General features: G+C 47.1%; 18 protein-coding genes, 2 tRNA genes and 2 pseudogenes. 6 read left to right on the top strand and 16 right to left on the bottom strand.

Features of this window, described 5'->3' with window-relative positions:
• Positions 1–208: 208 nt before the first annotated feature.
• The 11 genes from HMPREF9069_RS00105 to HMPREF9069_RS00055 form a co-directional block, all read right to left on the bottom strand.
• Positions 209–1,639 carry an MFS transporter gene (locus HMPREF9069_RS00105; RefSeq protein WP_021625024.1) on the bottom strand — a complete coding sequence of 477 codons (1,431 nt, stop codon included), beginning with the start codon at positions 1,637–1,639 and terminating at the stop codon, positions 209–211.
• Between the two features lies 1 nt (position 1,640).
• Positions 1,641–2,549: a ribokinase gene (locus HMPREF9069_RS00100; RefSeq protein WP_021625023.1), complete on the bottom strand. Its 909-nt coding sequence runs from the start codon at positions 2,547–2,549 to the stop codon at positions 1,641–1,643.
• A 9-nt stretch (positions 2,550–2,558) separates the two neighbouring features.
• Positions 2,559–3,749, bottom strand: coding sequence for an iron-containing alcohol dehydrogenase (locus HMPREF9069_RS00095; protein ID WP_021625022.1), 1,191 nt, complete (start codon positions 3,747–3,749; stop codon positions 2,559–2,561).
• Entirely contained in the window at positions 3,739–4,407 is a 669-nt protein-coding gene (locus HMPREF9069_RS00090) for an HAD family hydrolase (protein ID WP_021625021.1), read from the bottom strand. The genes HMPREF9069_RS00095 and HMPREF9069_RS00090 overlap by 11 nt, the downstream gene beginning before the upstream one ends.
• Before the next feature lie 22 nt (positions 4,408–4,429).
• Positions 4,430–5,410: a nucleoside hydrolase gene (locus HMPREF9069_RS00085; RefSeq protein ID WP_021625020.1), complete on the bottom strand. Its 981-nt coding sequence runs from the start codon at positions 5,408–5,410 to the stop codon at positions 4,430–4,432.
• A 15-nt stretch (positions 5,411–5,425) separates the two neighbouring features.
• Positions 5,426–6,394, bottom strand: coding sequence for a carbohydrate kinase family protein (locus HMPREF9069_RS00080; RefSeq protein WP_021625019.1), 969 nt, complete (start codon positions 6,392–6,394; stop codon positions 5,426–5,428).
• Positions 6,387–7,091 carry a phosphoribosylanthranilate isomerase gene (locus HMPREF9069_RS00075; protein ID WP_021625018.1) on the bottom strand — a complete coding sequence of 235 codons (705 nt, stop codon included), beginning with the start codon at positions 7,089–7,091 and terminating at the stop codon, positions 6,387–6,389. Before HMPREF9069_RS00075 ends, HMPREF9069_RS00080 begins: the two co-directional genes overlap by 8 nt.
• A 1-nt stretch (position 7,092) precedes the next feature.
• Positions 7,093–7,902, bottom strand: coding sequence for an energy-coupling factor ABC transporter ATP-binding protein (locus HMPREF9069_RS00070; RefSeq protein ID WP_021625017.1), 810 nt, complete (start codon positions 7,900–7,902; stop codon positions 7,093–7,095).
• Entirely contained in the window at positions 7,899–8,753 is an 855-nt protein-coding gene (locus HMPREF9069_RS00065) for an energy-coupling factor ABC transporter ATP-binding protein (RefSeq protein WP_021625016.1), read from the bottom strand. The genes HMPREF9069_RS00070 and HMPREF9069_RS00065 overlap by 4 nt, the downstream gene beginning before the upstream one ends.
• Positions 8,754–8,759: 6 nt before the next feature.
• On the bottom strand, positions 8,760–9,557 hold the full coding sequence (locus HMPREF9069_RS00060; protein ID WP_035437783.1) for an energy-coupling factor transporter transmembrane component T: 798 nt from the start codon (positions 9,555–9,557) through the stop codon (positions 8,760–8,762).
• 87 nt (positions 9,558–9,644) lie between these two features.
• Entirely contained in the window at positions 9,645–10,280 is a 636-nt protein-coding gene (locus tag HMPREF9069_RS00055) for an ECF transporter S component (RefSeq protein WP_021625014.1), read from the bottom strand.
• A 275-nt stretch (positions 10,281–10,555) separates the two neighbouring features.
• Here HMPREF9069_RS00055 and HMPREF9069_RS00050 point away from each other — a divergent pair, with 275 nt between their 5' ends.
• On the top strand, positions 10,556–12,442 hold the full coding sequence (locus HMPREF9069_RS00050) for a PfkB family carbohydrate kinase (RefSeq protein WP_021625013.1): 1,887 nt from the start codon (positions 10,556–10,558) through the stop codon (positions 12,440–12,442).
• A gap of 306 nt (positions 12,443–12,748) precedes the next feature.
• Here the strand turns inward: HMPREF9069_RS00050 and HMPREF9069_RS00045 are convergent, their stop codons facing one another.
• Positions 12,749–13,963: an iron-containing alcohol dehydrogenase gene (locus HMPREF9069_RS00045; protein WP_021625011.1), complete on the bottom strand. Its 1,215-nt coding sequence runs from the start codon at positions 13,961–13,963 to the stop codon at positions 12,749–12,751.
• Positions 13,964–14,223: 260 nt separating this feature from the next.
• Between HMPREF9069_RS00045 and HMPREF9069_RS00040 the strand changes: the two genes are divergently transcribed.
• The 3 genes from HMPREF9069_RS00040 to HMPREF9069_RS00030 all read left to right on the top strand — a co-directional run bounded on the left by HMPREF9069_RS00040 (position 14,224) and on the right by HMPREF9069_RS00030 (position 16,673).
• Positions 14,224–15,369: a hypothetical protein gene (locus HMPREF9069_RS00040; protein ID WP_021625010.1), complete on the top strand. Its 1,146-nt coding sequence runs from the start codon at positions 14,224–14,226 to the stop codon at positions 15,367–15,369.
• The gene (locus HMPREF9069_RS00035) at positions 15,366–16,355 is read left to right on the top strand and encodes a hypothetical protein (protein ID WP_021625009.1); all 990 of its coding nucleotides are present in this window, start codon (positions 15,366–15,368) and stop codon (positions 16,353–16,355) included. Before HMPREF9069_RS00040 ends, HMPREF9069_RS00035 begins: the two co-directional genes overlap by 4 nt.
• A gap of 243 nt (positions 16,356–16,598) precedes the next feature.
• A tRNA-Glu gene (locus HMPREF9069_RS00030) sits at positions 16,599–16,673 on the top strand.
• Between the two features lie 83 nt (positions 16,674–16,756).
• Here the strand turns inward: HMPREF9069_RS00030 and HMPREF9069_RS00025 are convergent.
• From HMPREF9069_RS00025 to HMPREF9069_RS00010, 4 genes are all read right to left on the bottom strand, one after another.
• A complete protein-coding gene (locus HMPREF9069_RS00025) occupies positions 16,757–17,341 on the bottom strand; it encodes a hypothetical protein (protein WP_021625008.1) in 585 nt (194 codons plus the stop codon).
• A gap of 161 nt (positions 17,342–17,502) precedes the next feature.
• Entirely contained in the window at positions 17,503–20,427 is a 2,925-nt protein-coding gene (locus HMPREF9069_RS08700; protein WP_051317733.1) for a Cna B-type domain-containing protein, read from the bottom strand.
• A 292-nt stretch (positions 20,428–20,719) separates the two neighbouring features.
• Positions 20,720–21,325 (bottom strand): recombinase family protein, encoded by a 606-nt coding sequence (locus tag HMPREF9069_RS00015; RefSeq protein ID WP_021625006.1) that lies wholly within the window; start codon positions 21,323–21,325, stop codon positions 20,720–20,722.
• A 278-nt stretch (positions 21,326–21,603) separates the two neighbouring features.
• Positions 21,604–21,688: transfer RNA gene (locus HMPREF9069_RS00010), tRNA-Leu, on the bottom strand.
• A gap of 167 nt (positions 21,689–21,855) precedes the next feature.
• On the opposite strand from HMPREF9069_RS00010, the pseudogene HMPREF9069_RS09740 reads away from it, so the two are divergent.
• Both HMPREF9069_RS09740 and HMPREF9069_RS09490 read left to right on the top strand, forming a co-directional pair.
• Positions 21,856–22,071 (top strand): annotated as a pseudogene (locus tag HMPREF9069_RS09740) (helix-turn-helix domain-containing protein); the annotation flags it as partial.
• A gap of 106 nt (positions 22,072–22,177) precedes the next feature.
• Positions 22,178–22,491 (top strand): annotated as a pseudogene (locus tag HMPREF9069_RS09490) (hypothetical protein); the annotation flags it as partial.

Here is a 22,491-nt window from a genome sequence, read left to right as displayed (position 1 = left end):
TTTTCCCCACGCCGCCGCAACAACCATCTGCGTCGCCGTGTTGGCTACAGCAGCGTCGCACCACTCGCTACAGCAGCCACCTGCGTCGCAGCGCCACTACGACAACCGCACTGCATCACTCACCACGCAACAAAAACCAGCCACCCCCCAACGGATACGGCTGACACCTAAGGAAAGCTCCATCCAAGCAATGCCTTAATATGCCTCATCATTTATTACGTTGCTCTCTATAGATAGTCTTCTTTGCAAGCAAAAAAATTAGCAAAGCAGAAAAAACTAATGCAGCACCAATAATAAATACGTTTGCATATGTAGATGCAGGTCCTTTTGCAACGCCAAATAGGCTTCCATTGGACATCGCATTGCTTGCAATAAGACGTCCAAGAAAAGCAACGCCTATCGACCCCGAAATCGCTTGAATCATTCCGTTAAATCCCAGCGCACGACCAGATTCTTCTGGTTCCACTGTTAGTGCGGCAGTATCAACTACTGGTTGATAGAAAAAAGAAGTTCCAAAGTAGTAAACGCATGGCGCTACCGCAAGAGCCCAAGTCTGTCCATAAGGAATAGCAAACGCAACAGCAATCAGTCCGATCACCATACATGCAAGGGCAAACAAAATAGATTTATCTCGACCCATCCAGTTAATAATAGGACCCGCGACAAAACCCATAACAGCGGCAAGCAATATTGACCACACAAGGTTATTGGAAACCACAGCTGAATTAACGCCAAAAACCGCAAGGCCAATTCCGTTTACTCCAGGCGTAATGGTGTAACTGAAAAGATACCCGACAAAAGTAACCAGATTTATGAGAACAAACGGAGCACTTGTAAGCATCTTGGGAGATACGAATGGTTCCTTCGCACGCGAGATATAAATAATAAAAATAATTGTTGTAAAAAGAGCCAGCGCGCCAAGGACAACAGTCCAACTTGTAAAGAACATTGTGATGGCACCAGCCATCAGTCCTACAAGTACAAAGCCAATAACATCAATGCGATATCCACCAAGATGCTCATCAGGCAGGTTGCGTAATAAAAGAGGGATAGCAAGAACCTCAACCATTCCGATTGTCAGCAAGATGCGCCAATTAATCAAAGTAAGATAGCCAGCTAAAAATACTCCTGCAGCCGCAGAAAAGCGGAAAACCGCAACGAAGATGCCGTACCATGCAACACGTTCATGTTCCTTGGTATATTTAGAAACAAGGATGAGAAAAACCGTCCCTGAAGCCTGCCAACCCGCTGTTTGCAGCGCTCGTCCAACAATAACTCCCCATATTCCAAAAAATTCAACGCATCCGCATGCTGACCCTATAACAAATGCAATGGTACCAAGCACCATCATTTTCTTTAGTGATACAAAATCTCCGAGAGCACCGTATACGATGCTTGTGATGCCAAGCACGATGCCTGGAATTGATGTGATGAGAGAAGCTAAGCTGGGCTGGCCCAACTGGTCGCCTATGTTGACATACACCATTCCAACAGCCTGCTGCATAAACACACCAAGCGTGTACATGCAAAGCACCAGTGGTATTGCAACCCGTGCCATCTTGTATTTTTCTTCAAATTCAGCTGTCCCTTCTTTAGGGACAGGAATTCCACTGGGCTTAGTTCTTGTTGCTTCTGTCATGCTATTGCGCAACTTTCCTCAAAAATTCTTCAACTTCAGCACGATTGGGTATTGAGGGGGCAGCGCCGTGTCTTGTAACTGCAATTGCAGATGCTGCGGCGGCATTTCGCATTGACTGAGCAGGTGTGTCGCCTCGCATTAAGCCTGCTAGAAGATATCCAGTGAATGTATCCCCTGCGCCTGTAGTATCAACTGCATCCACCGTAAAGGCATCTTGGTGAGCTTCAATATCGTCACCCAAATATATTGACCCTCTACGCCCTAACGTGAGAACCACCGTTGGGTGAGGCAAGCGCTTCCTCACCGCTTGCGCAAGAGCCGCTGGATCTAAGTCAGAATCGACCTCCGCAATAGCAGCCGCCTCAATTTCATTGAGAACAAGCAAGTCAACGCCTGAAAGATCATACCTAAGGAGTTCGGGAGTTACGGGGGAAGGATTCAGAATGAGTCTCAGTCCATTGCGAATAGCGGAACTAATGATGTAATCGAGACAGCTAATCTCATTTTGCAGAAGGATCCAATCCCCTTGTTCCATATGGGAAAAAACTTCATCAACATATGTTTCTTCAATTGCTTGATTCGCCCCACCATAAAGCAAGATACAATTCTCACCCGACGGATCTGTCTGAATGATAGCGTTGCCTGAACGGACCGTGTCGCTAATGTGTAACAGCTCCGTGTTAACTCCTTCATCTTGAAGAAGTTCTACTAAAAATCTGCCGTCTTCCCCCACCATGCCAGCATGTTTCACTGGTGCCCCTGCTTTAGCAAGCGCAAGCGATTGATTGAGGCCTTTTCCTCCTGCGTTCACGACGAGATTAGTCGAAGCAAGAGTTTCTCCTGCAGTAACGAAATGATCTACTGCATAGGTGTAATCAATATTAAGAGAGCCAAAGTTAAGAATTGCCATAATACACTCCTACTCCGTCAATAAGCCGGCAGCCCTATAGAAAATATGGCGACAATCAGTACGATTAAGACGAGCAATTGACCCAATAGCTTGGTCAGAACCAAAGAAAGAAATGTTATCAAGCAGACGCTCAATATCGTTAGAGGGAATATTGGCTTCAGCAAAACTGGTAGGCATCGTCAGTTTATGAAAGAACGATTCAACTGCCTTAATACCAGCCAATGCTGCATCTTGATCATCATCTTCATCAACTAAGAAAACTTCGCGAGCAAAGCGAGCAAAACGTACAGGGTTATATGGCCACGCCTCACGCATCCATGCACCCATAATTACAGAGAGCGAAGCACCGTGTGGCGTATCATAGATTGCACTCAGTTCGTTTCCAAGAACATGACATGACCAGTCTTGGTCGCGCCCAACACCGAGCGCATTATTCTGCGCTATGGTTGCAGTCCACATCAGCTCTGCGCGTACATCGTAATCACTTGGGTTGTCTGCAAGCCGAGCAGCATTACTGATGATAGAACGAAGGACAGCCTCTGCCATGCAATCTATCACCCCAAAATCACTGGTAGGTGTGAAGTAGCGTTCACAGATGTGCGAAAACATATCCACTATTCCGCAACACGTTGCAAACCAAGGCAATGACACAGTAAGTGACGGATCCATAAATGCAAGTGCGGGACGAATAATGGGCAAGCTCAATGTAAGCTTAAGTTGCTCATCTGAATTATTAATTACTGTGACTTGGCTAGATTCACTACCAGAAGCAGGATTTGTAAGTACACTTGCCACAGGAAGGGTCGTACTGGGAATATATTTACCCGTAAAAAAATCCCAAACATCATGTTCTGTAGGTACGCCTATAGCAATGGCTTTAGCAGAGTCAATAACACTCCCGCCGCCAATAGCTACTACCGCGTCTACGTGTTCAGACTTTCCAATCTTCACCCCTTCTCTTACAAGATTTAGCCGAGGATTAGGCTGTACGCCACCAAGTTCGACCCAACTAATTCCTGCATGCGAGAGACTGGCTCTGACAGTATTTAGTAAATTACTATCTTCTAGATAGCTGCCACTGTCATGATGCACAAGCACTTTATGTACACCTAGAACTGCAAATTCATCTCCAAGTTTATCCGTCGCATTATGCCCAAAAATAAACTTCGTACCTATACATATGCTGAAATCAGCAATCATTTTTCCCTCCTATCAAATGACTCTCAATCTGCTTAATGTCATCTGCTAAAAAGGTGGGCGCTTGCTGTCTGAGTTTATTAACATCCCCATCACCATAAGTGACCCCGATACAGTCAATCTCACATTCGTGAGCTGCAGCGATATCACTCCAACTATCACCAACATAAACTGGCTTTAAGCCAGACCAGTCATCCATAACAGACTGAATTAATTCTGCTTTGGAGTGTACAATCCCATTTCCTTCATCTGTACTGCTAAAGCCATCAAACAGTCTTGCCCACCCCTTCTTCATGAGGATTCGTTTAAGTGCAGGAAGAGGTTTGTTTGTGATTACCACTTGCTTGACGCCCAACTGACGTAGCGAATCAATCAGTTCTTCCACACCTGGATAAAGGTTTGTATGTTCAAAATCATTAAGGCATCTATAGTGGTCGCTCACATCCCTTTCGAAGCGCTCGCACAGAAAAAACGGTGGCTGTGGATCAAGATGCAAAAAAATTTCCGACACTGCTAGGGCTAGGTTGGCATCATCCACTTCAAAGCTTGCAGCAAAAGTAGAGTTGCAACGTGTAGCTGCATATCGCAGAGAGACCCATACATCCTTGCTTGTATCTGCCAGTGTTCCATCAAAGTCCCACAGCACGAGCCCGTAGTTCATGTATCTTACTTTCTAAATATGCTTATTGGTAATTTGCCAAGGTGGAGCAGACTAACTCGAGATAAGCGTTATAGTCGAGTTCGAGCGCAGCTTCCGCATTGGGTTCTTCACCACGAAACGCCATCTGAGCATCACGTTCGAGATCAACAGCAGGATTGACACCTCTTAGATGTCGGTAATCACAAACCGTCATACCGCGGGTATATTTACCATTGAGCTCGATATCGATATGCATAGGCGCAGCTTTAATTAAAGAGGGTTCTATCTCCCAAGCAACAGCACAGGCATCATGCATGCATGCAAGTGCAGGCTCGTTCTCACGCAGGTTCGAACCAATAAAGAAGTCCGTTAAGTCCGCAGCAAACGCCGCTGTCTTTGTCCCTATGAAACGGAAACGCTTCACTGTTTCGGGCGTAAAACCACATTGACGTGTAAGATTGAGGCCTGTCATTTTTACATGAACGCCACTTTCAAAAACTCGAGCAGCCGCTTCTGGATCAACAAAAATATTAAATTCTGATGCTGAAGTCCAGTTACCAAAAGTCACCGAGCCACCCATTATGCAAATCTCTTTGACCCTCTCTACAATACGCGGCTCTCGATTGATTGCTGATGCAATATTTGTTAAAGGACCAGTAGCAATAAGCGTAACATCGTCAGTTGACATAACCGTATCAACTATAAAGTCAACCGCATGCTTTTTCTGAGCCTTGTGAACGGGTTCCTCAACAACAGGACCGTCCAAACCGCTTTCTCCATGGAAGTTGGGCGCTGTAACAAGAGGCACAACCATGGGACATGAATGACCAGGGTATACACCAATTTTATCTGCAGCGTCAATCATCTCAAGTACTACGAGCGCGTTGCGTGTAACATTTGCAAGCGGGCTATTTCCTCCAATGGTGGTGATTCCCAGCACGTCAAGGTGCTGAACTGCAAGCATAATGGCAAATGCATCATCATGTCCTGGGTCACAATCAAGAATAACTTTCTTTTTATCCATGAGAATCTCCTTCTTTTATATAGCTGAATGAGTTTTAACAAATTCCTCAAGCTCCCTCGCATTTGGCGTAGTGCGAGCGCCTTTGTGTGCCACAGCAAAACCTGAAACAGCGTTGCCATACCGCAAAGCTTCTGCGAGCGAATGGTCGGAAAGCATGGCGTAGATATAGCCTGCGTTGTAGTCATCCCCTGCCCCGACCGTATCTTCAACCGTCACCTTAAAGGCGGGAAGCTCTAGGCATTGGGTATCCGTAAAGGCTATGCACCCACGACTTCCATCACGAGCGATAACTATTCTTTTTTGATTGGAAAGGGCGCGGGCATTATCTTTCCAAGACCCATCCCCAAGATAGGCGTATTCATCAGGTCCAGACCCTAATAAATGTGTCACGAATGGCAATATTTCCTGCAAGGCAGCTGCATAGTCGGGATCAAGCACACCATCGTCCACACGTAGATTGAGATCAAACGACGTAGGAACGCCAGCAGCGTATGCTTCCCTGAATACTTTAATAATTGTGGAGCGAGCACTCGTATCATATACAAGCGACATTCCTGAAGAGTGGACCCATGCCGCATTGCGAGCACGCCTAAAGAGTTCCTCGGATTCATCGATCACCTTGAATGACTGGTTTTCTCGAGGCCAGCCCCATAGATACCGCTCTCCTCGCTCATCCACAAAAGCAAACACACCAACTGTATTGAGGTCACCACGAACCGAAAGCAGCGAAACATCTACGCCCGCTTCTGCTAAATCCGCTAGAGCAAAACGGCCATATGAATCATCTCCAACGGTACCCACAAATGCACAGTGAACCCCTAATACACCCAAGGCGTGAGCCGTATTCGATGCAGTGCCACCACCAACCATCACAGGATTGCGAAACTCGACTAGCGTACGGGCTTCATTTTTGAAGCTCGGATAATGCACAATGATGTCCACATTCGCATCACCAATGACGATGACTTCACCATGCTTAGGCATTACGAACCGCCTGGACAAATGCTTCTATCTTTGCGGGATCCTTGCAACCGCCGTCAGGGTTTGTCCTTCCATCGGTATAGTTTGTCCAACTGAATGAATCGACGCCATATGGATGCGCAACATGAATAGCTTCTGCCACATTTTCTGGAGTCAATCCGCCAGCAATGATGCATGGAACATCGGTGGATTCAACAATTGCTTTGTCGATGGTCTGATCATGCGTTAAGCCTGTGGCTCCAATATCTCCTGCAGAAGGCGCTTTGGTATCAATTAAAAAGTAGTCTGCAACTGCCTCATAATCTCGCACATATTCAAGTACCTTTTGATCTTTCAGTGGCACCCCTGCAAGAACAGGAATTGCTTGCATAATCTTTAGCTTTGGAAAACGGTGGCGCAGCTCAGCAACCTGATCGGGACTAATGCCGTCAATATCACCAGAAAGATGGAAGACCTCAGGCTCAATTTCATTAAGATTTTCGCTGATCTCATCCAAATCAGTGGCAACAGTAAGTCCCACTTTTACCGCCTCGGGGACAACACCCTCAAAAATCGTTTTTGCAGCTTCACAAGTCAGTTGTCCTGGGGTTCTTTTTATCTTGCCATATGAGACACCAATGTGATGACAACCAGCATTAATGACCATATTTGCATCGCCAACAGTACGAATGCCGTAGATCTGAATTTTTACATCGGCCATGTTACTTTGCCCTTTCCTTACTGAACTCTTCTACCAGTTCATCAAGCGTCAGCACAGTCTTTTCAAAGCCCAAAGCTTGTCCAATGCGTGTAATGGGAGGGGGAACAACAAAAGATTCTTTTAATGTATCGACCTGACTAAATACTTCGCGTGTTGGCCCATCAAGAAGTTTGTGTCCATGACACATCACAATGACACGATCAAAACAACGGACAACGAATTTCATATCATGGGAAATAGTCACGCACATTTTTCCCTGGTCGTGAAGAACATCAATGATATGAGCAAGACGATCGTTGCCCACCACATCCTGGCCCATCGTTGGTTCGTCAAAAATGAGAACTTCAGGGTCCATCATGACAATCGAGCCAATCGCACAGAACTTCTTTTCAGTCTGTGTAAGGTCAAATGGATTTACATCCAGTTTGTCAGAGAGACCAACAAGTTCAGCCACTTCTACCAAAAGCTGTTCAATGCGTCCAGTTTGCATCCCGATCTGCTTGGCACCAAACTGAAACTCGTCTCTTACGCTATCCAGAAAGAGCTGGTCATCGGGATTTTGATAGACATAACCCACGCGAGCAGACCATTCTGGTGTGCTCTTGGCCTCAATATCAACGCCATCAAGTAGAACTTTGCCTGCCGTCGGGCGCAAAATCCCGTTAAAGTGCTTAACAATAGTTGTTTTACCCGCCCCATTTTGTCCAATGATTGCCACACGCTCATTGTTGTCCAAGGTAAAAGAAACCCCATCGAGCGCCTTTTCACCCGTAGGGTAGGTATGCTCAAGATTTTGGATCTCTATTTTCATGAGTGAATCGCCTCCTTTACCAATTCAATAGTCGGCTCTTCAGTTACCGGTAGACGATCAACCTTTACGCCTGCTTCTTTCAGTGCAAGTGCGATTTTGAGGAAATCAGGGGGCTCTACACCATGTTCACGAAGATCAGGCTGAGAAAAGACCTCATTAGGACTTCCTTGTGCAACAATCTCACCGCGATCGAGTACGATTACGCAATCGGCACAACGTGCCACCCTTTCCATATCATGGTCTGCCATGACCACTGTCATGCCATCCGCATTGAGATTCTTGACAATGTCAAAAATCTCCTCGCTACCCATGGGATCAAGCTGGGTAGTACACTCATCTAAGACCACTATTTCGGGTTCCATAATGAGGGAAGATCCGAGCGCAACACGCTGTACCTGCCCACCGGAAAGTTCCAGCGGATTCTTATCAATAATGTGATCAATGCGCATTATCCTTGCGATTCGATCGACACGCTCAACCATCTCCTCACGAGGCACTCCGTGATTGCAAAGTCCATATGCAAGCTCCTCTGCCACGGTGCCAGCAGTGTATGAAAGCTGGTTGAAGGGGTTCTGGAATACAAGACCAATCATTGTTGAAAGTTCAGAGATTGAGGTGTGCTGTGTATCATGCCCCTCAATAAGGATGCGTCCGTGCAAATTGCCTACAAAATACTGCGGAACAAGCCCTACCAACGCACTTGCAAGCGTCGACTTCCCTGACCCGTTCTGACCGATAACACAGACAAACTCACCTTTTTTAATTGCAAAATCAAGATGCTTAAGTGCATACTTTTTTGTCTGGCGATACTTGAACGAAAAGTCTTCGACGCGAATCACTTCCTCTGCCATATTTACCTAACCAATCGCTATGATTCCAACGCCATTGAGCACTGTCAGCACAACCGCCACAACAAACAAAACCGCTGCTCCATAGAGAATTGCCTTATCTGTAGGCGTATTTGTGTTAGTAACGAGGCTGGTGTGCTTGTTTTCCTTTAAACCAAATCCATGCGTTTCAAGCGTCATTCCACGTTCCTGGGCATCTGTCAAAGAAGAAAGAACGACTGGTCCTAGCAGCGGAATAAATGCCTTGAAACGCTCTAGGGCAGATCCTCCAGTGCTTAATCCGCGAGCACTTTGCGCTTCTTGGATACCGTGCATACGACGTTGCATCTGCGGCACAACATTTAGGGTCGCAAGTGTTAAATAGCCAGCTTTGGGTGACATACCAATATCGTTCAGAGCGGCAACCAGTCTTCCGATATAGGTTGTTTGGTTCAAAATATAAAGGCCCGCAAGAAACGTAAGAAGAGTGCCAACAATATGCAGCATATTCAACACGCCCTCGAGCCCAAGTTTCGCAAACCCGCAATCGAGGATAAAAGTCTTATTGAGGGGGCTATAAAAACCCTGAATAAAAAGCAGCATGAGTGTGATAGGGATACCAAACGAAAAAATAATCTTCGCAAAAGGCTTCAAAATATTGCCCTTTGCAGCAGCGATGAAATACAAGGCAGTAAAGACAAAGCCAAGCCAAGAAATCGGAAGAATCAAGGCTGTTAGCCCTACAAACAGCGCAACACCTGCCTTGGTAATCGGATTCATGCGTCCGACTGGCGTTTCGAGAATGTGCTTATCATTAGCGCCAACCATAGCGGGCACCTCTTTTCTATCTATCTCCAAACAAAAAGGGAGTTCATCCGCCCAAGACGCAATGAACTCCCCATAATCTTTTAGTGCTTACTCGATTACATCATCCTCAGCATCGTCAACTGCATCAGAGGCGTACTGGCTGATGAAACGACGAGGAATCTTCTTAACAACGAAGTAAGCAATAAACAAGGCAATACCTTTATCGACGAAATTCTCAATGATTGAGGAGGTAAATGCAGCTGCAAGAATGTCCCCAAGCGCAACAACTAGGCCAGCGGTCATAACAGAAGTGCCGGTCGCACCAGTTGCACCGCCAAAGAGGAACGTGGTAATCATGGAAGCAGAAATTGCATTGACGAGTGTGAGCGCAATCCAAATCAGCACAAATCCCCACTTGGTCTTGAGCATGCCAGCCTTAACCATATAGCCAACAGTCAAACCACAAAGAATACTAACTACGGAGTACGGAAGGTATACAGGATTGGCAATGAGAGAAAGGAAGACATTGGTGAGGAAACCTGTAAGTGCAGCAACCCATGGACCACTTAGGCTTGCAACAATGACTGTTCCGATCATATCCAAGAAAAGGGGCAGTTTAAGCACAGAGCACAGGGTGCCACCAACAAGGTTAATTCCCACAGCAATGGGGATTAACACGAGGGATTTTGTAGAGAATTGAGCCTTTATGCCCTCAAAGAAGCCCATCTTCTTTCCAGCTGCCATAAGTCTTCCTTTCACTTGCTGATACCTAACCGGATACAACTATCGGGCTACGGGAAAATTTATCGTTTCAGTGAGAATGTTTTCTCTATTTGTTTTCCCATTTTGAGAGTAGGCCTCTGCTGATATGAATTCGTCCATTGGTCCGTAAATGGTCGATTTTCGTCGGTAATTGTCATTCATACCCCATTTGTCACCAGCAACCTGAAAGGAGTATGGGAGAAAGTTTTTCGTTACGGTATTATTGCTATACAGAGTTTTTGGGAGATGACGTGCGGATGGACATCAAGGGCATTGCTGAACTTGCAGGTGTCTCACCTGCAACAGTTTCAAAAGTGATTAACCATAAGGATGACAGGATTAGTGATCGAACACGCGAGCGTGTGCTAGACACGGTTAGGCGATATCATTACTCCCCATATGGTTCCACCAGCTCCCCTCGCACTGATTGGCAAATTGCCGTATTACTCCGAGCGCCAGTTGCATCAGACTCAACCCTTGATGGAATTATTCGGGCAGTTCAGGAACGTGGTTTTGCTCCAATTGTCTTTGATAGCTTCTTTGATCCAGCACAAGAGGAAGCGAATATTGAGGCAATACGACAGGCAGGATGTGCTGGCATCATCTGGGAGCCAACCACTGAAGAAAGTATTAATCAACTCCCCCGTCTTAAACAACTTGGAGTTCCGATTATCACTACAGGCATATTTGGAGGAGATAACTCTTTACTACAGCCTTATTTTGAGGCTTCCTACCGCATGACAGAAAAGCTTATCCACTTAGGCCACACTAATATTGGTTGTCTTTACGCGCATGGAAGGAGAACCGAAGACTTTCTTGCTGGCTATCGTAGCTGCCTATTTGATCATGGTATTCCCTACCGAAAAGATCTGGTCTTTGATGAGTTAGGCGCAAAATCTGCAATGGCAATCACCAAGAGAGATCTCACGGCAGTAGTGTCATCTCACTACCATCGCGCTGTTGAATTTTCTAATCTTATGGAGACTCTTCACTTCAGGATTCCCGCTGATGTTTCTCTGGTATCCCTAAAAAACGATACCTCTGCTTCCAAAGTACATTTGAAAGCAACTAATATATCGACCTACACAATCAATAACTCAGATTTCGGTGCCCATATTGGTAGGCAGCTCATTTCTTCTATTGAAGGTACGGAAGCGCCTCCCTCTTTCGTTCAAGGTTTTCATCTTGACAACGAGTCAACCGTTGCAGTACCCCCATCAGCAGGAACCAAAAATGTAGTTGTCGTAGGTAGTCTTCATATGGATAACTATCTCCGAATGTCCGAGTTGCCCAGCAACGGTGTCACCATGAGTTCACATGCTCCTCGATCCTACCTTGGTGGTAAAGGCGCTAATGAAGCAGTAGGCGTTACTAAGCTTGGACATCGTGTTGCCATGATTGGCAATGTTGGAACGGATTATGATGCAAATCTTTTCTTTCATGAGTTTGAGCGCTGGGGCATCAATGACTCGGGCGTAAGACGCGTTGAAAATCAAGAAACTGGCAAATCTTTTATTTTCTTGGACTCTAAAGGCAGGTCGATGATTACGATTGTCTCGGGGGCCAACGCCACGCTAACAGCCGAAGAGGTTCACAAACGCGCAGCGCTTTTTGATGATGCGGCATGTTGTCTTGTGCAGACAGAGGTACCACTTGACGCCGTTGAAGCCGCTTGTCTCGAAGCCAGAGAGCGCGGTCTTCTTACAATACTCAAACCTTCTGCGTGTGGGCCACTACCCAAAAATCTACTTGGCCTTGTCAATTATCTTGTCCCCGATGAAGGGGAGTTAGGTGAACTGATACCTGACGCAGGTAGCGTGGATGAAAAAGCTGCAAAGTTGGTTGCTGCAGGAGTAGGTACTGTCATTGTCACGCTTGGTGCTCACGGATGCTATGTAAGGACGAGCAATTCTGGCAAGTTATATACAACACAAGAGAGAGCTGCGGTTGATGATGCGGGAGCAGGAGATGCGTTCATTAGTGCGCTGGCCTCATATTTACTCTATGGATATTCCCTTGATAAGGCTGTCCGTATTGCAAATTATGCAGCGGGACTCAGTGTAATGCGTCATGGAGTAATTCCATCGTTGATTGACCGCTTTGCTCTTGAAGCTGCAATTGCAGATGGAGAGCTAAAAGACTAGCGAGTGCAACGCTCTGCTTTTTAGCTTCAGACTCAGCACTGAAACACTTGCCGTAAAGTGGCTGAAAAAGTTGTTGTAAGAGTTACCGCACGGACTGCCACAAAAGGTTCCTCTTTCTCACATCGCAATGTTGGCTACAAAGCTACGCTTTGCACCGCTTGACGCAGCAGCCAGCTGCATCGCAGCGCCACTACGACAACCACGCTGCAGCGCCCGCCACCGCAACAAAAAACCAGCCGCACCCACAAAGGACACGGCTGGCGTAATTACGCGAAGTTTCGCGCGTCACACAACATGACAAGTGGCTTAGAACTCCACGGGCAGGTCGTAGTAGACACACTTGAGGAGCTGCTCCATCTCCTCCTGGGACGGCTGGCGGGGGTTGGAGCCGGTGCAAGCGTCGGCGATTGCGTTCTTGGCAACCTCGGGGAGCTTCTCAAGGAACTCCTTCTCGTCGATGATGGAGGTCTCAGCCTTGACGCCACCCTGGCCGTAGTTCTTGATGGCCTGAGGAATGTCGAGCTTGTCGTTCAGGTCGCGGATGTACTGCACGAGAGCAGCAACGAGCTCTTCGTTGGTCTCACCCTCGAGGTGCAGAATCTCCTTTGCCACAAATGCATAACGCTCAGCAGCACGCTCGTCCTTGGCGTTGAACTGGATGACCTTGCCGAGGTACATAGCGTTTGCGCAACCATGGATGATGTGTCCACCAGAGAAAGCGGCGCCTGTCTTGTGAGCCATGGAGTGAACAATGCCAAGCAGACCAGAGGAGAATGCAATACCAGCGATGCACTGAGCATCGTGCATGTGCTGACGTGCCTCCTTATCGCCCTTGTAAGAGACAGGCAGCCAGCTGGTGATCTCGCGGATACCGTGCAGAGCGTTGCCGTCGGTGTAGCAAGAAGCAACGGTGGAAACGTAGGCCTCAATGCAGTGGGTCAGAGCATCCATACCGGTGTGTGCGCAAAGCTTTGCAGGCATGGTGTAGGTGAGCTCAGGGTCAACAATTGCGACGTCGGGGGTAATCTCGAAGTCAGCGATAGGATACTTGATGCCCTTCTGGTAATCGGTAATGATCGAGAATGCGGTGACCTCGGTCGCGGTACCAGAGGTGGAGCTGATTGCGCAGAAGTGAGCCTTGGTGCGCAGGGTAGGCAGGCCAAAGACCTTGCACATATCCTCAAAGGTGCACTCGGGATACTCATACTTGATCCACATTGCCTTTGCAGCATCAATGGGGCTGCCGCCACCAACAGCGATGATCCAGTCGGGGCTGAACTCGGACATAGCCGCAGCGCCCTTCATCACGGTCTCGACGGAAGGGTCAGACTCAACGCCCTCAAAGAAAGCAACCTCAAAGCCAGCCTCTTTGAGGTCGGCCTCGATGTCCTGCAGAAAGCCGCCACGACGCATGGAGCTACCGCCAGAGACGATCATTGCCTTGGAACCCTTGAAGTTCTTGACCTCGTGGCGAGCGCCCTCGCCAAAGTAAAGGTCGCGGGGATTCGTAAACCTACCCATTGTTGTTCCTCTCCTCCAGGCCGCATGCAACGCGGCAAATATACTTGCAATCCATATCAATTTTGCTACGGATTGTTTTGCGGAAACCCATAAGTCCGCAATTACTCACAGTCTAGCTTGTCTCTGATATTTTCAGAATCATTGCATAATTTTGCTCGGTTACAGAATAATATGCTTGTCTACCGAATACTTCTTGATTTATATAAATGTACAAAGGATAGTAGACATGTTGACTAGAATTTGCATCTGAGGGGGCGGAAATGTCATTTGATGCCCATGCCGAAGACTACCAGAGATTAAAACTGCGTTTGGCACAAACACTCAATTCTGCAACTCCTACAGAAGTACAACAAGCGTATGACGACTTTGACAAGCAGTTTGTGCAATCGCGGGATGCTATTCCCCAAACTGACAATGACCGCGCATTCAATCTTGTGGCGCGTGCAGCAACTTTGATTGACCGTCAACTCCCTTTTTCGGAAGAACAACGTGCACGCGAGATTATCGACCGAGCACACGGGTTGCTTGCCGAAGCAGTGTCACTGGATCCGCACAACGCTGATGCCCACCGCATGATTGCCGCATCCGAACAGCCAGGATTTGACGCCTTTTACCAGTGGCTTGATGCCGGAGAAGCTCAGGTGCGCGAGCAATGCCACAAGCAGCGCGTACACGCCGGAGACGATTTGCCCAAACCTTTGCACGAACTTGCAGAACATCTGACAATGAGGCCATATTTCCGCTGGCTAGCGACAATGACATCACAAGCGGTCATCTGTGGGCGCAATCGTGAGGCACTAAGGCTTTGTGCCAAATCACTAGAAGCCGACCCGCTCGATATGGGAGATGTGCGCTGCACTGCAGCTATCGCTTTTGCAAAACTCGAGGATTCCAATGGATTTGCTGCGCTTGAACAAAGTTTTGCCGCCACTCCACGCAATGGTGGCGGGCCTAACGCTTGGCTTTCCATTGGTCGAATGGCACTCGCATACAAGCAGTTCGACTTTGAAACAGCAAAATCGGAACTTCAACATGTCATAACTACCTATCCGCATGCAGCAGCAACCTTTATTCGTCAGCACGAATTGCCCGATGGTGTATTTGCACGACTACCAGTAGCTCCTTGCAGTGAGGACGAACTTATTGTGGCACTATCCGAAGCAACCGTACTTCTGCAAGAAGGACGTGAACAGGGCGCACGCGGACCCTTTGGTTTGTGGCTAGCCGAAACAGCCACTGAAATGGCTCCTTCCCGTGAGGCGACAGAAATTGCCCAAGCTCAGCAGCAGGCAGAGGAGCGCTTCCGCCTACTGAGCGATCTTGCCAATAATCAGGGCAACTCCAATAAGAACGATTCTGGCGAGGGTAATGACAGTTCCCGTAAACCCAAAGGAGGTGTGCAGTGAAAACCCATGAAGAACTGATTGCTCGTCTTGCTCAAAGACGCAGTGCCAAGCTTGGAAACCTCTCAAAAAGTGGATTTGAAGAGCTGCTACGTGCCGTCCAAGCAAAGCCCAAAAGTTTTATAGATGATCCCCGCGATGAAGCATTTTCATTATTGATCGATGCTCTTGAACGCTATGAAAAATCTGCTGAGAACGCTGATTTTATCGATGCAGATAATGCTTTCTTTGCTGCACGCAGCCGTAGGCTCAATCGCCTTATCTCCGATTGTGATCGTGCACTCGCCATCGATGAAAACTGCGCAGATGCCTCTTTGTGCAAGCTGCTTGCCCAAGACTTACAGGGTGATGATCTCATCGAAAAGCTCATCACATTGCGCCAGAATCTAGCGCATAACATAGAGTCCGAACCACTTCTCGGAACTCATGATGATAACGAGGATGTCTGGGACGACGTGTTTACTCATGGCATGCTAAGGGTTCAATCGGCCCTTAGTCGTGCGCTTTTTGACACCGCGCGCTACAGTATGGCTGAAGACGCCTGTAGACAATTACTTGATATGGCACCAAGCGATATGCTCGGCGCACGCCATACCTGCGCTTTAACCCTAGCCCGCCTTGAAAATGAAGAGGCTTTTGATGAGCTTGATGTTCACTATGGCCGCCATGGCGATTCATGGTCACATCTTGCCCGCGTGATTTTGCTCTTTAAGCTCGATCGAATTTCCGCGGCAAAACGTGCTTTGCTTGGTTACTCAAACCTCGTTGAGGGCGGCGCTTACGCACTACTGCGGCCTGTGCTAGTAGATACCTACATTCCCGACCGCCCCGAACTTCCTGCCTGCAGCTTTTCGGAAGCAACACTAGCCGCACACGAAGCAGATCCCATCATTGTAGATACACCAGATTTGGTGCCTTGGGCAGAAGAAATCCCACAGATAAACTCTGCCGCTCGCAATTGGGCCGAACAAAACGGTTTTGACTGGTAAGTATCTGCACGCGCATACGGGGAGCGCAGTGTCTATCTCAGCTAGTAAAACGGTTTTGACTGGTAAGCATCTACACAAGCACTAACGCTCGGACATGGAGTTTTTCTTTTGGATGAGTTTACGACTCGATCGAAATGCAGCAACCGGGATTTAAGCGTTTTCCGCCGAGTTTTTCTTTCTCCAAGAAATCTTTCATTCCTGTACTACCAGTACAGCGACGTGCATGGTATACTCTTTGACCGCGTCCCCATCGTCTAGCGGTTAGGACACCGCCCTTTCAAGGCGGCGACACGAGTTCGAGTCTCGTTGGGGGCACCATTTTTGCACTGCTTACCGCCTCCGGGCGGTTTTTTCTTTTAGAGTGTGCTTTAGACTGGCATAAGACTGCACTCCTAATACAATCACACGATTGAACATAAATTCTGTAAAGGTGTGTGCAAGAACTCCTGACCTAGGCCCCTGACAGTTATGCCTAATTTTTCGGTAATCGTAGGAATATCCAGTGCCAGAGGCTGTTCAAGCGCCTCTGGATAAAACTCTGACAGAAACTCCTCGGCGCGGTCATCCAGCTCTTCTTTCCAAAAGATCGGCACAAGACTATCCGACAGTGGATTATTTTGTTTTCGTTTTCCTGTATAAACCTCAATCGCATGAATCTGAAAACCATGAAGTCCATCTTGAATATCAGCAGTGCATCTAAGGGTAAACCATTGCTCGCACATGGTTTCCTCATCATAGCGATTTGCTTCGCTAGATATCAGGAGCTCAGCTTCTAAAACTAAATCAAACTTTATCGCTGCTCCAGGAAGGTTTTCAATTGAGGAAAATTTAATACGATATTCGTAGAGTTCAACCTGTTCTACGTCATCATAAAAATCTAGTTCTGCGTGAAGGGGAGACTCTTCCAGATAGTGCGATAAGGCAGCCATAATCTCATCATCGTACAATTTGGAAATTAACTCATTAAAGGATGCATTTCTTGTCATGATGATCACCTGCCTTACGTAACATAAAATGTTATCTATTTCATATATTCACTAAACCTTATTCTCCAAATTAGCCTTACCTACTTCCAATGACAAAACAACCCAGGAAACAAGAAAGAAACTTTCTTATTTCCTGGGTCATTCTTATCAACTAGATGAGTTTAATCGTGCTTTTTCCTCAGTTGAAACTCCCGCTTAATCATGATCAAGAACAATCCCAAGCTTAGCAAGAACATCTCTAACCATCCATAAATACTTCCTGATTCACCAGTGCGTGGAAGAGTGGTAGGCATCTTAGGTTCACTTGGTTCAGTAGGAGTAGAAGGATGATCTGGGGGATTTGGAGTACGGACATTTGTAACCTTATATCCGGTTCTTTGATCTCCACTAATTACCGTAACGTAGCCGTTGCCAATGGCGACTTCTTTCACGGTGTAGGCGATCTGCTCACCGTTAGCGTACTCATCGAGGTCAGCGAACGTACCGGTCCAGTTGTTTGTGGCCGTCAAGACTAAGGTCTTGCCTGTGTCTTTGCCATTGGCTAGAAGCTTAATCTTGACGGATTCCGGTCTCACACCGTCCTGATTGTTTTCGTCTGCCCAGGCCTTGGTCACCTGGACGGAGGCTTTTTTACTATAGGTATTCGTTACATTCAAGCCAGTTTCAACTTTGGTATAGTTTTCCGGCGTAAAGTCATTGCCAGCAGCATCAACCTCCTGAACTTTATAGGAATATTCCTGACCGTTTGCGTCATAGCGGAGTAATAACTCAGCAAGACCTTGATCTGCTTGATCCCAAGTGACGCTGCTGCCTTCTACTTTTTTAGGATTACCAATCTTGGTCTCGGTGTCATCGGGATTGACACGAATTAGCTGGAACCAGATATCCGGCTTTTCAGTTGGACCACCTTCCCAAGTTTTAGTGGCTGTGACCGACATGTTTTCAGTCTGTTTATTAACAACTTTCACTGATTGTGAAAGGCTGCCGATGTCAATATTTACGTTAACGGTATTGCCTGCAATCGGTGCGTCATTATTAACCTGCATCGTGGTTGTATAACCGGTCGTTGTTTCCGTTACTTTATAGCTACCTTTTGCAAGACCTTCAAGTGTCTGTGTCCACGAGCCATTGTTCGGGAGCGTAAAGTTTTGAGAGTAGCCATCTGGTCCCGTAACCGTAAAGGAGAAGGAAACAGGATTTGTCTCGCCGCGTGTAGATGGCGATTTTGCTGGCGAGGGGATAACCGACTGATCAAGAACTTTTGTGATGACCAGCGTGCCCGACTTTTCTTTGTTAATAACCTTTATTTCTACGTCTTCTGTGTTGTTATCATCGATATGAAATGACAAGTCCGAAGTCTCTCCACCGTTGATGTAGTAGGTTGTGTCATAGTCTGACAAATCACCGGTCTCTTCAAAGGTATAGGTGCTCGCATACCGTAAATCAGTTAAAAGTTTTGTGCTATTTTGACTGCTGGTATTGAGGGTAAATTTACGAATCGTATTGTTGCCGTCATTCCCAGGGCCTTTTACCTGAATGCTAAAATTACGATCTGCTGTGATTTCATTGCCATCTTTGTCTTGAAGGATTTTGACCACCTTATATAAAACAGGATTAACCTTGGGGGTAGGGAAAGATCCAGTCTGTTGATTTCCGTCGGCATCTGTATATGAAATCTGTGCATCACCATTCGTGGGGTACTCGCCATTTGTATCAGGCGTTTGATTTAAAATATCATTGGTCATTTCTATGGTATAGGTTAATTCAGCATAATTGATATCGCTGCCTTCACTGATTGGCTGAGTTAATGTCCCTGGATTCCAGATGACCTTATTATTCTCATAGGTCGGCGTTCCTTGTGTAGCCGTGATGTTTGTAATCTCGCCTAAAGGGATTTCAAAACCCATTCCCATAGGATCATTCACTGCCACACCCTTAGCTGCAGCTCCTATTTGTCCGGAGATTTCTGTAAATATGGTGCTCAAACTTGCAGGATCAGCGGTGTAGTAGCTGCCGGGGGAAGCCATGCTACTGAGAACTGATTGACCTGTACTGTCTACCTCTAAGGCGATTGTCCATACTCTATCGCCAGCAGTTTTTGCAAAACCAGCCTCTGCTATAGCACTATTGCCGTGATTATAGTATTTTTTATAACGATTCCACCAAGGTCCTCCTTGCCCATATTTCCAATGCATGCTATTTCCTGTACCTACTCTATCAGACAAATAGGATGATGATGGTGCCTCTGTACTGGTTTGATAGTTATCCCCATAAGGAATCAGATAGTTGTCTGGATTATTAAGTTGGTAAGAATAGGTTGGTACACCATCGGAAAGTAGGACAATATGTTTATTAACTGCATCAGAACTACTGAGCATGGCTTCTGCCTGTTTGACACCGGCTTGGGTAAATGTACCGCCATTGGCATAAAGTCCATTAACAGCATCTTTCAGAGTTATACTGTTATTGGTTAGATTGCTCTCCACAGAAACTTCAGACGCAAAGGCTACAATACCTATCCTAGTATTATCAGATGGAAGCAAGCTGTCGATGAACTGATTTGCTGCTGCTTTTGCTGCCTCCATTCTGTTGCTATCTTTCATGCTGCCGGAGGTATCAATCACCAGAACGATATCACTTGTGGTTGGCTTGTTTTTTCCTTCGATTCTCAGCTTAACTTCCCAAGTATTAACCTTTCCCGCTACTGGTTTTGCTTCTTTGAAAAGCATCACCTCACCTGGAGTTGTAGGATGATCTGTTCCTATCACTGGAGGATCATTTGCTCGAGTCGAGCTCCTGAGCATCATAGGTGCTAAAAGACCAAATTCGCTTAAAGGCCAAACGTTGTAATCGATCTCGCCGCCGTAAGGCGAGTCATCAGGCACCAACAAATGATCAGGATTATCGGCAAGGATAGAGTCTTCTGGAATTAGCGGAGACGGCAGAACCTCATCCACATCAATCTCTTCTTGTGAATTAGACTCCGCATTAGTAGTTTCTCCAAATTGATTAGCAAAGGCTAAATTTCCTGGTATGATTAGCAGAGCAACAAGGAGTATTGCAACTAACCCCATATATTTTTTCATAATGACTCCTCCGTCAAAGTACACCTTAGCAAACAAGACTGCAAACTAAATTTGTTCCTTTCCGCTTTCTTTTCATACCCAACTTGAACCCATCCTGTCGGAAGAGTCTCTCAGTTTCATATTTGTTCTTTATTTGTAGCATATTTCTTATCTAAAATAAACCATTAAATTACGTTAACTCCTGGTAACGGGCACTATTCTTCTTTGTTTACCTGCGCCGACCTCGTTAAGTCCAAGAATGATTCGTTAACCTAACTAGTCCGTCAAAGTGTACTTTGACGGATATTTCTGTTTATAAGCAGAGTTTTTTAACTTTATCATAAAAATAACTACGACTGACGCCCAATATTGATAACGCTTCGTTGAGCGTTATTTTTTTGCTACGCCAAGATGAAACAACCTCGGTAAAATTTTCCGGGATAGGAATACCAGGATTACCAAACTTCACACCACGTGCTTTTGCAGCAGCAATGCCCTGAACTTGCCTTCTTCTGATATCTTGTCGCTCTTTTTCAGCCACATAGGATAGAATTTGCAGCACCAGATCAGCAACAAAGGTTTTCGTAAGATCTTCTTTGGCTAAGGTACTTCTAGTATCGAGAATGGGCATATCCAACACGACAATATCAACCTGTTTTTCTTTGGTAAGAATCCTCCACTCGCCAAGGATTTCTTGATAATTTCTACCTAGACGGTCTATTGAATCAATAAAGATGACATCGCCTTCCAAGCATTTATTAACCAGCCTTTGATAAGCTGGTCTTGAAAAATCCTTACCGCTTTGCTTGTCAATAAATAAATTGTTTTCTAATATACCCACTCTCCTTAGAGCATCTTCCTGCCGTTCTATATTCTGATCAGCGGAGGAGACTCGAATATAACCATACTTAGTGCCCATGACACACCTCACTTTCCAGTATGTTTATCATAACAAGAATTGATTAGCTCACTCTAATTAGATGATGAACCATGTGCCAGTATGACAGGCTATCATGTGTCAGTACCTGTTAATCGTGTGCCAGTGCACACCCCTGTATTAAAAAATTTGGAGGCTGAGAATATTAGATAAAAAAGAGGACCCCTGCACACTCATCGTGTTAAACAGAAGTCCCCAAAGCCTTGAGTTCAGGCAAAAATAAAGACACAGGCGATTGTATCATAACCTACGTCTTAATATGGTAGGGGCGGTGGGACTCGAACCCACAAGACCAAGGTCGGCGGATTTTAAGTCCGCTGCGTATGCCAATTCCGCCACGCCCCCATATATACAAGAACAACGCCTGAGGCAAAAGTTGTGTGGCAGATATTATAACAAGCCAAATCACAGAGTGAGTTCCAACTTTGCACAGATTTAGTCGAAATGAGTAAAGCCTTGAATATCAACTTCATCCGAACACCTCCCACATTCATCCGTACATGTACGGATGAATGTGGGAATCCGATACCCTGAGGGCCGGATCGGCCGGCCCCGGGAGATCGGAGGACGTCATGTCCGGAAAGAGCGGGAAGGGCGCCGCGAAGGCGGTCCCGAGGGCCTACGGCAGGCTCACCGGGCACGAGCGGGACACGGTCCAGAGGATGCTGGTGCGCGGGGCCTCGTGCAGGGAGATCGCGAGGGAGCTGGGCAGGTCGCCCTCGACGGTGGGCGCCGAGGTGTCGTCGCACGGGTTCATCACGGCGCCCAAGCCCAGGCGCGGCGAGGCTGGAGGCCATCGGGGACTGCCTGCGCCGGGGGCTGTCGCCCGAGCAGATGGCGGCGCGCAACGGCGGGCCGGTGGACCTGTCGCCCTCGACCATCTACCGCTGGGTCTCGGCGGACTACGACGGCATGACGAACATGGAGCTCAGGCGAAAGGTCGGCTACAGGCCGAGGAAGCGCGCCGCCGGCCGGGCGGCCACGTGCCACTCCGCCCGCAGGTCATATGCCGCGTTCCTCGCCCTCGGGGAGGACGCGTGCGCCGCGGCCTGGGAGATGGACACCGTCGAGGGCGCCCGGGAGGACTCCGCGTGCCCGCTCACGCTGCCGCACCGCCCCAGCAGGCCGCAGCTCGCGCTGCCGCCGGA

The organism is Atopobium sp. oral taxon 810 str. F0209 (assembly GCF_000466405.1).
GTDB lineage: Bacteria > Actinomycetota > Coriobacteriia > Coriobacteriales > Atopobiaceae > Olegusella.
Note: the sequence above shows the minus strand (reverse complement) of the source record. Positions and strands in the feature narration are given on the sequence as shown.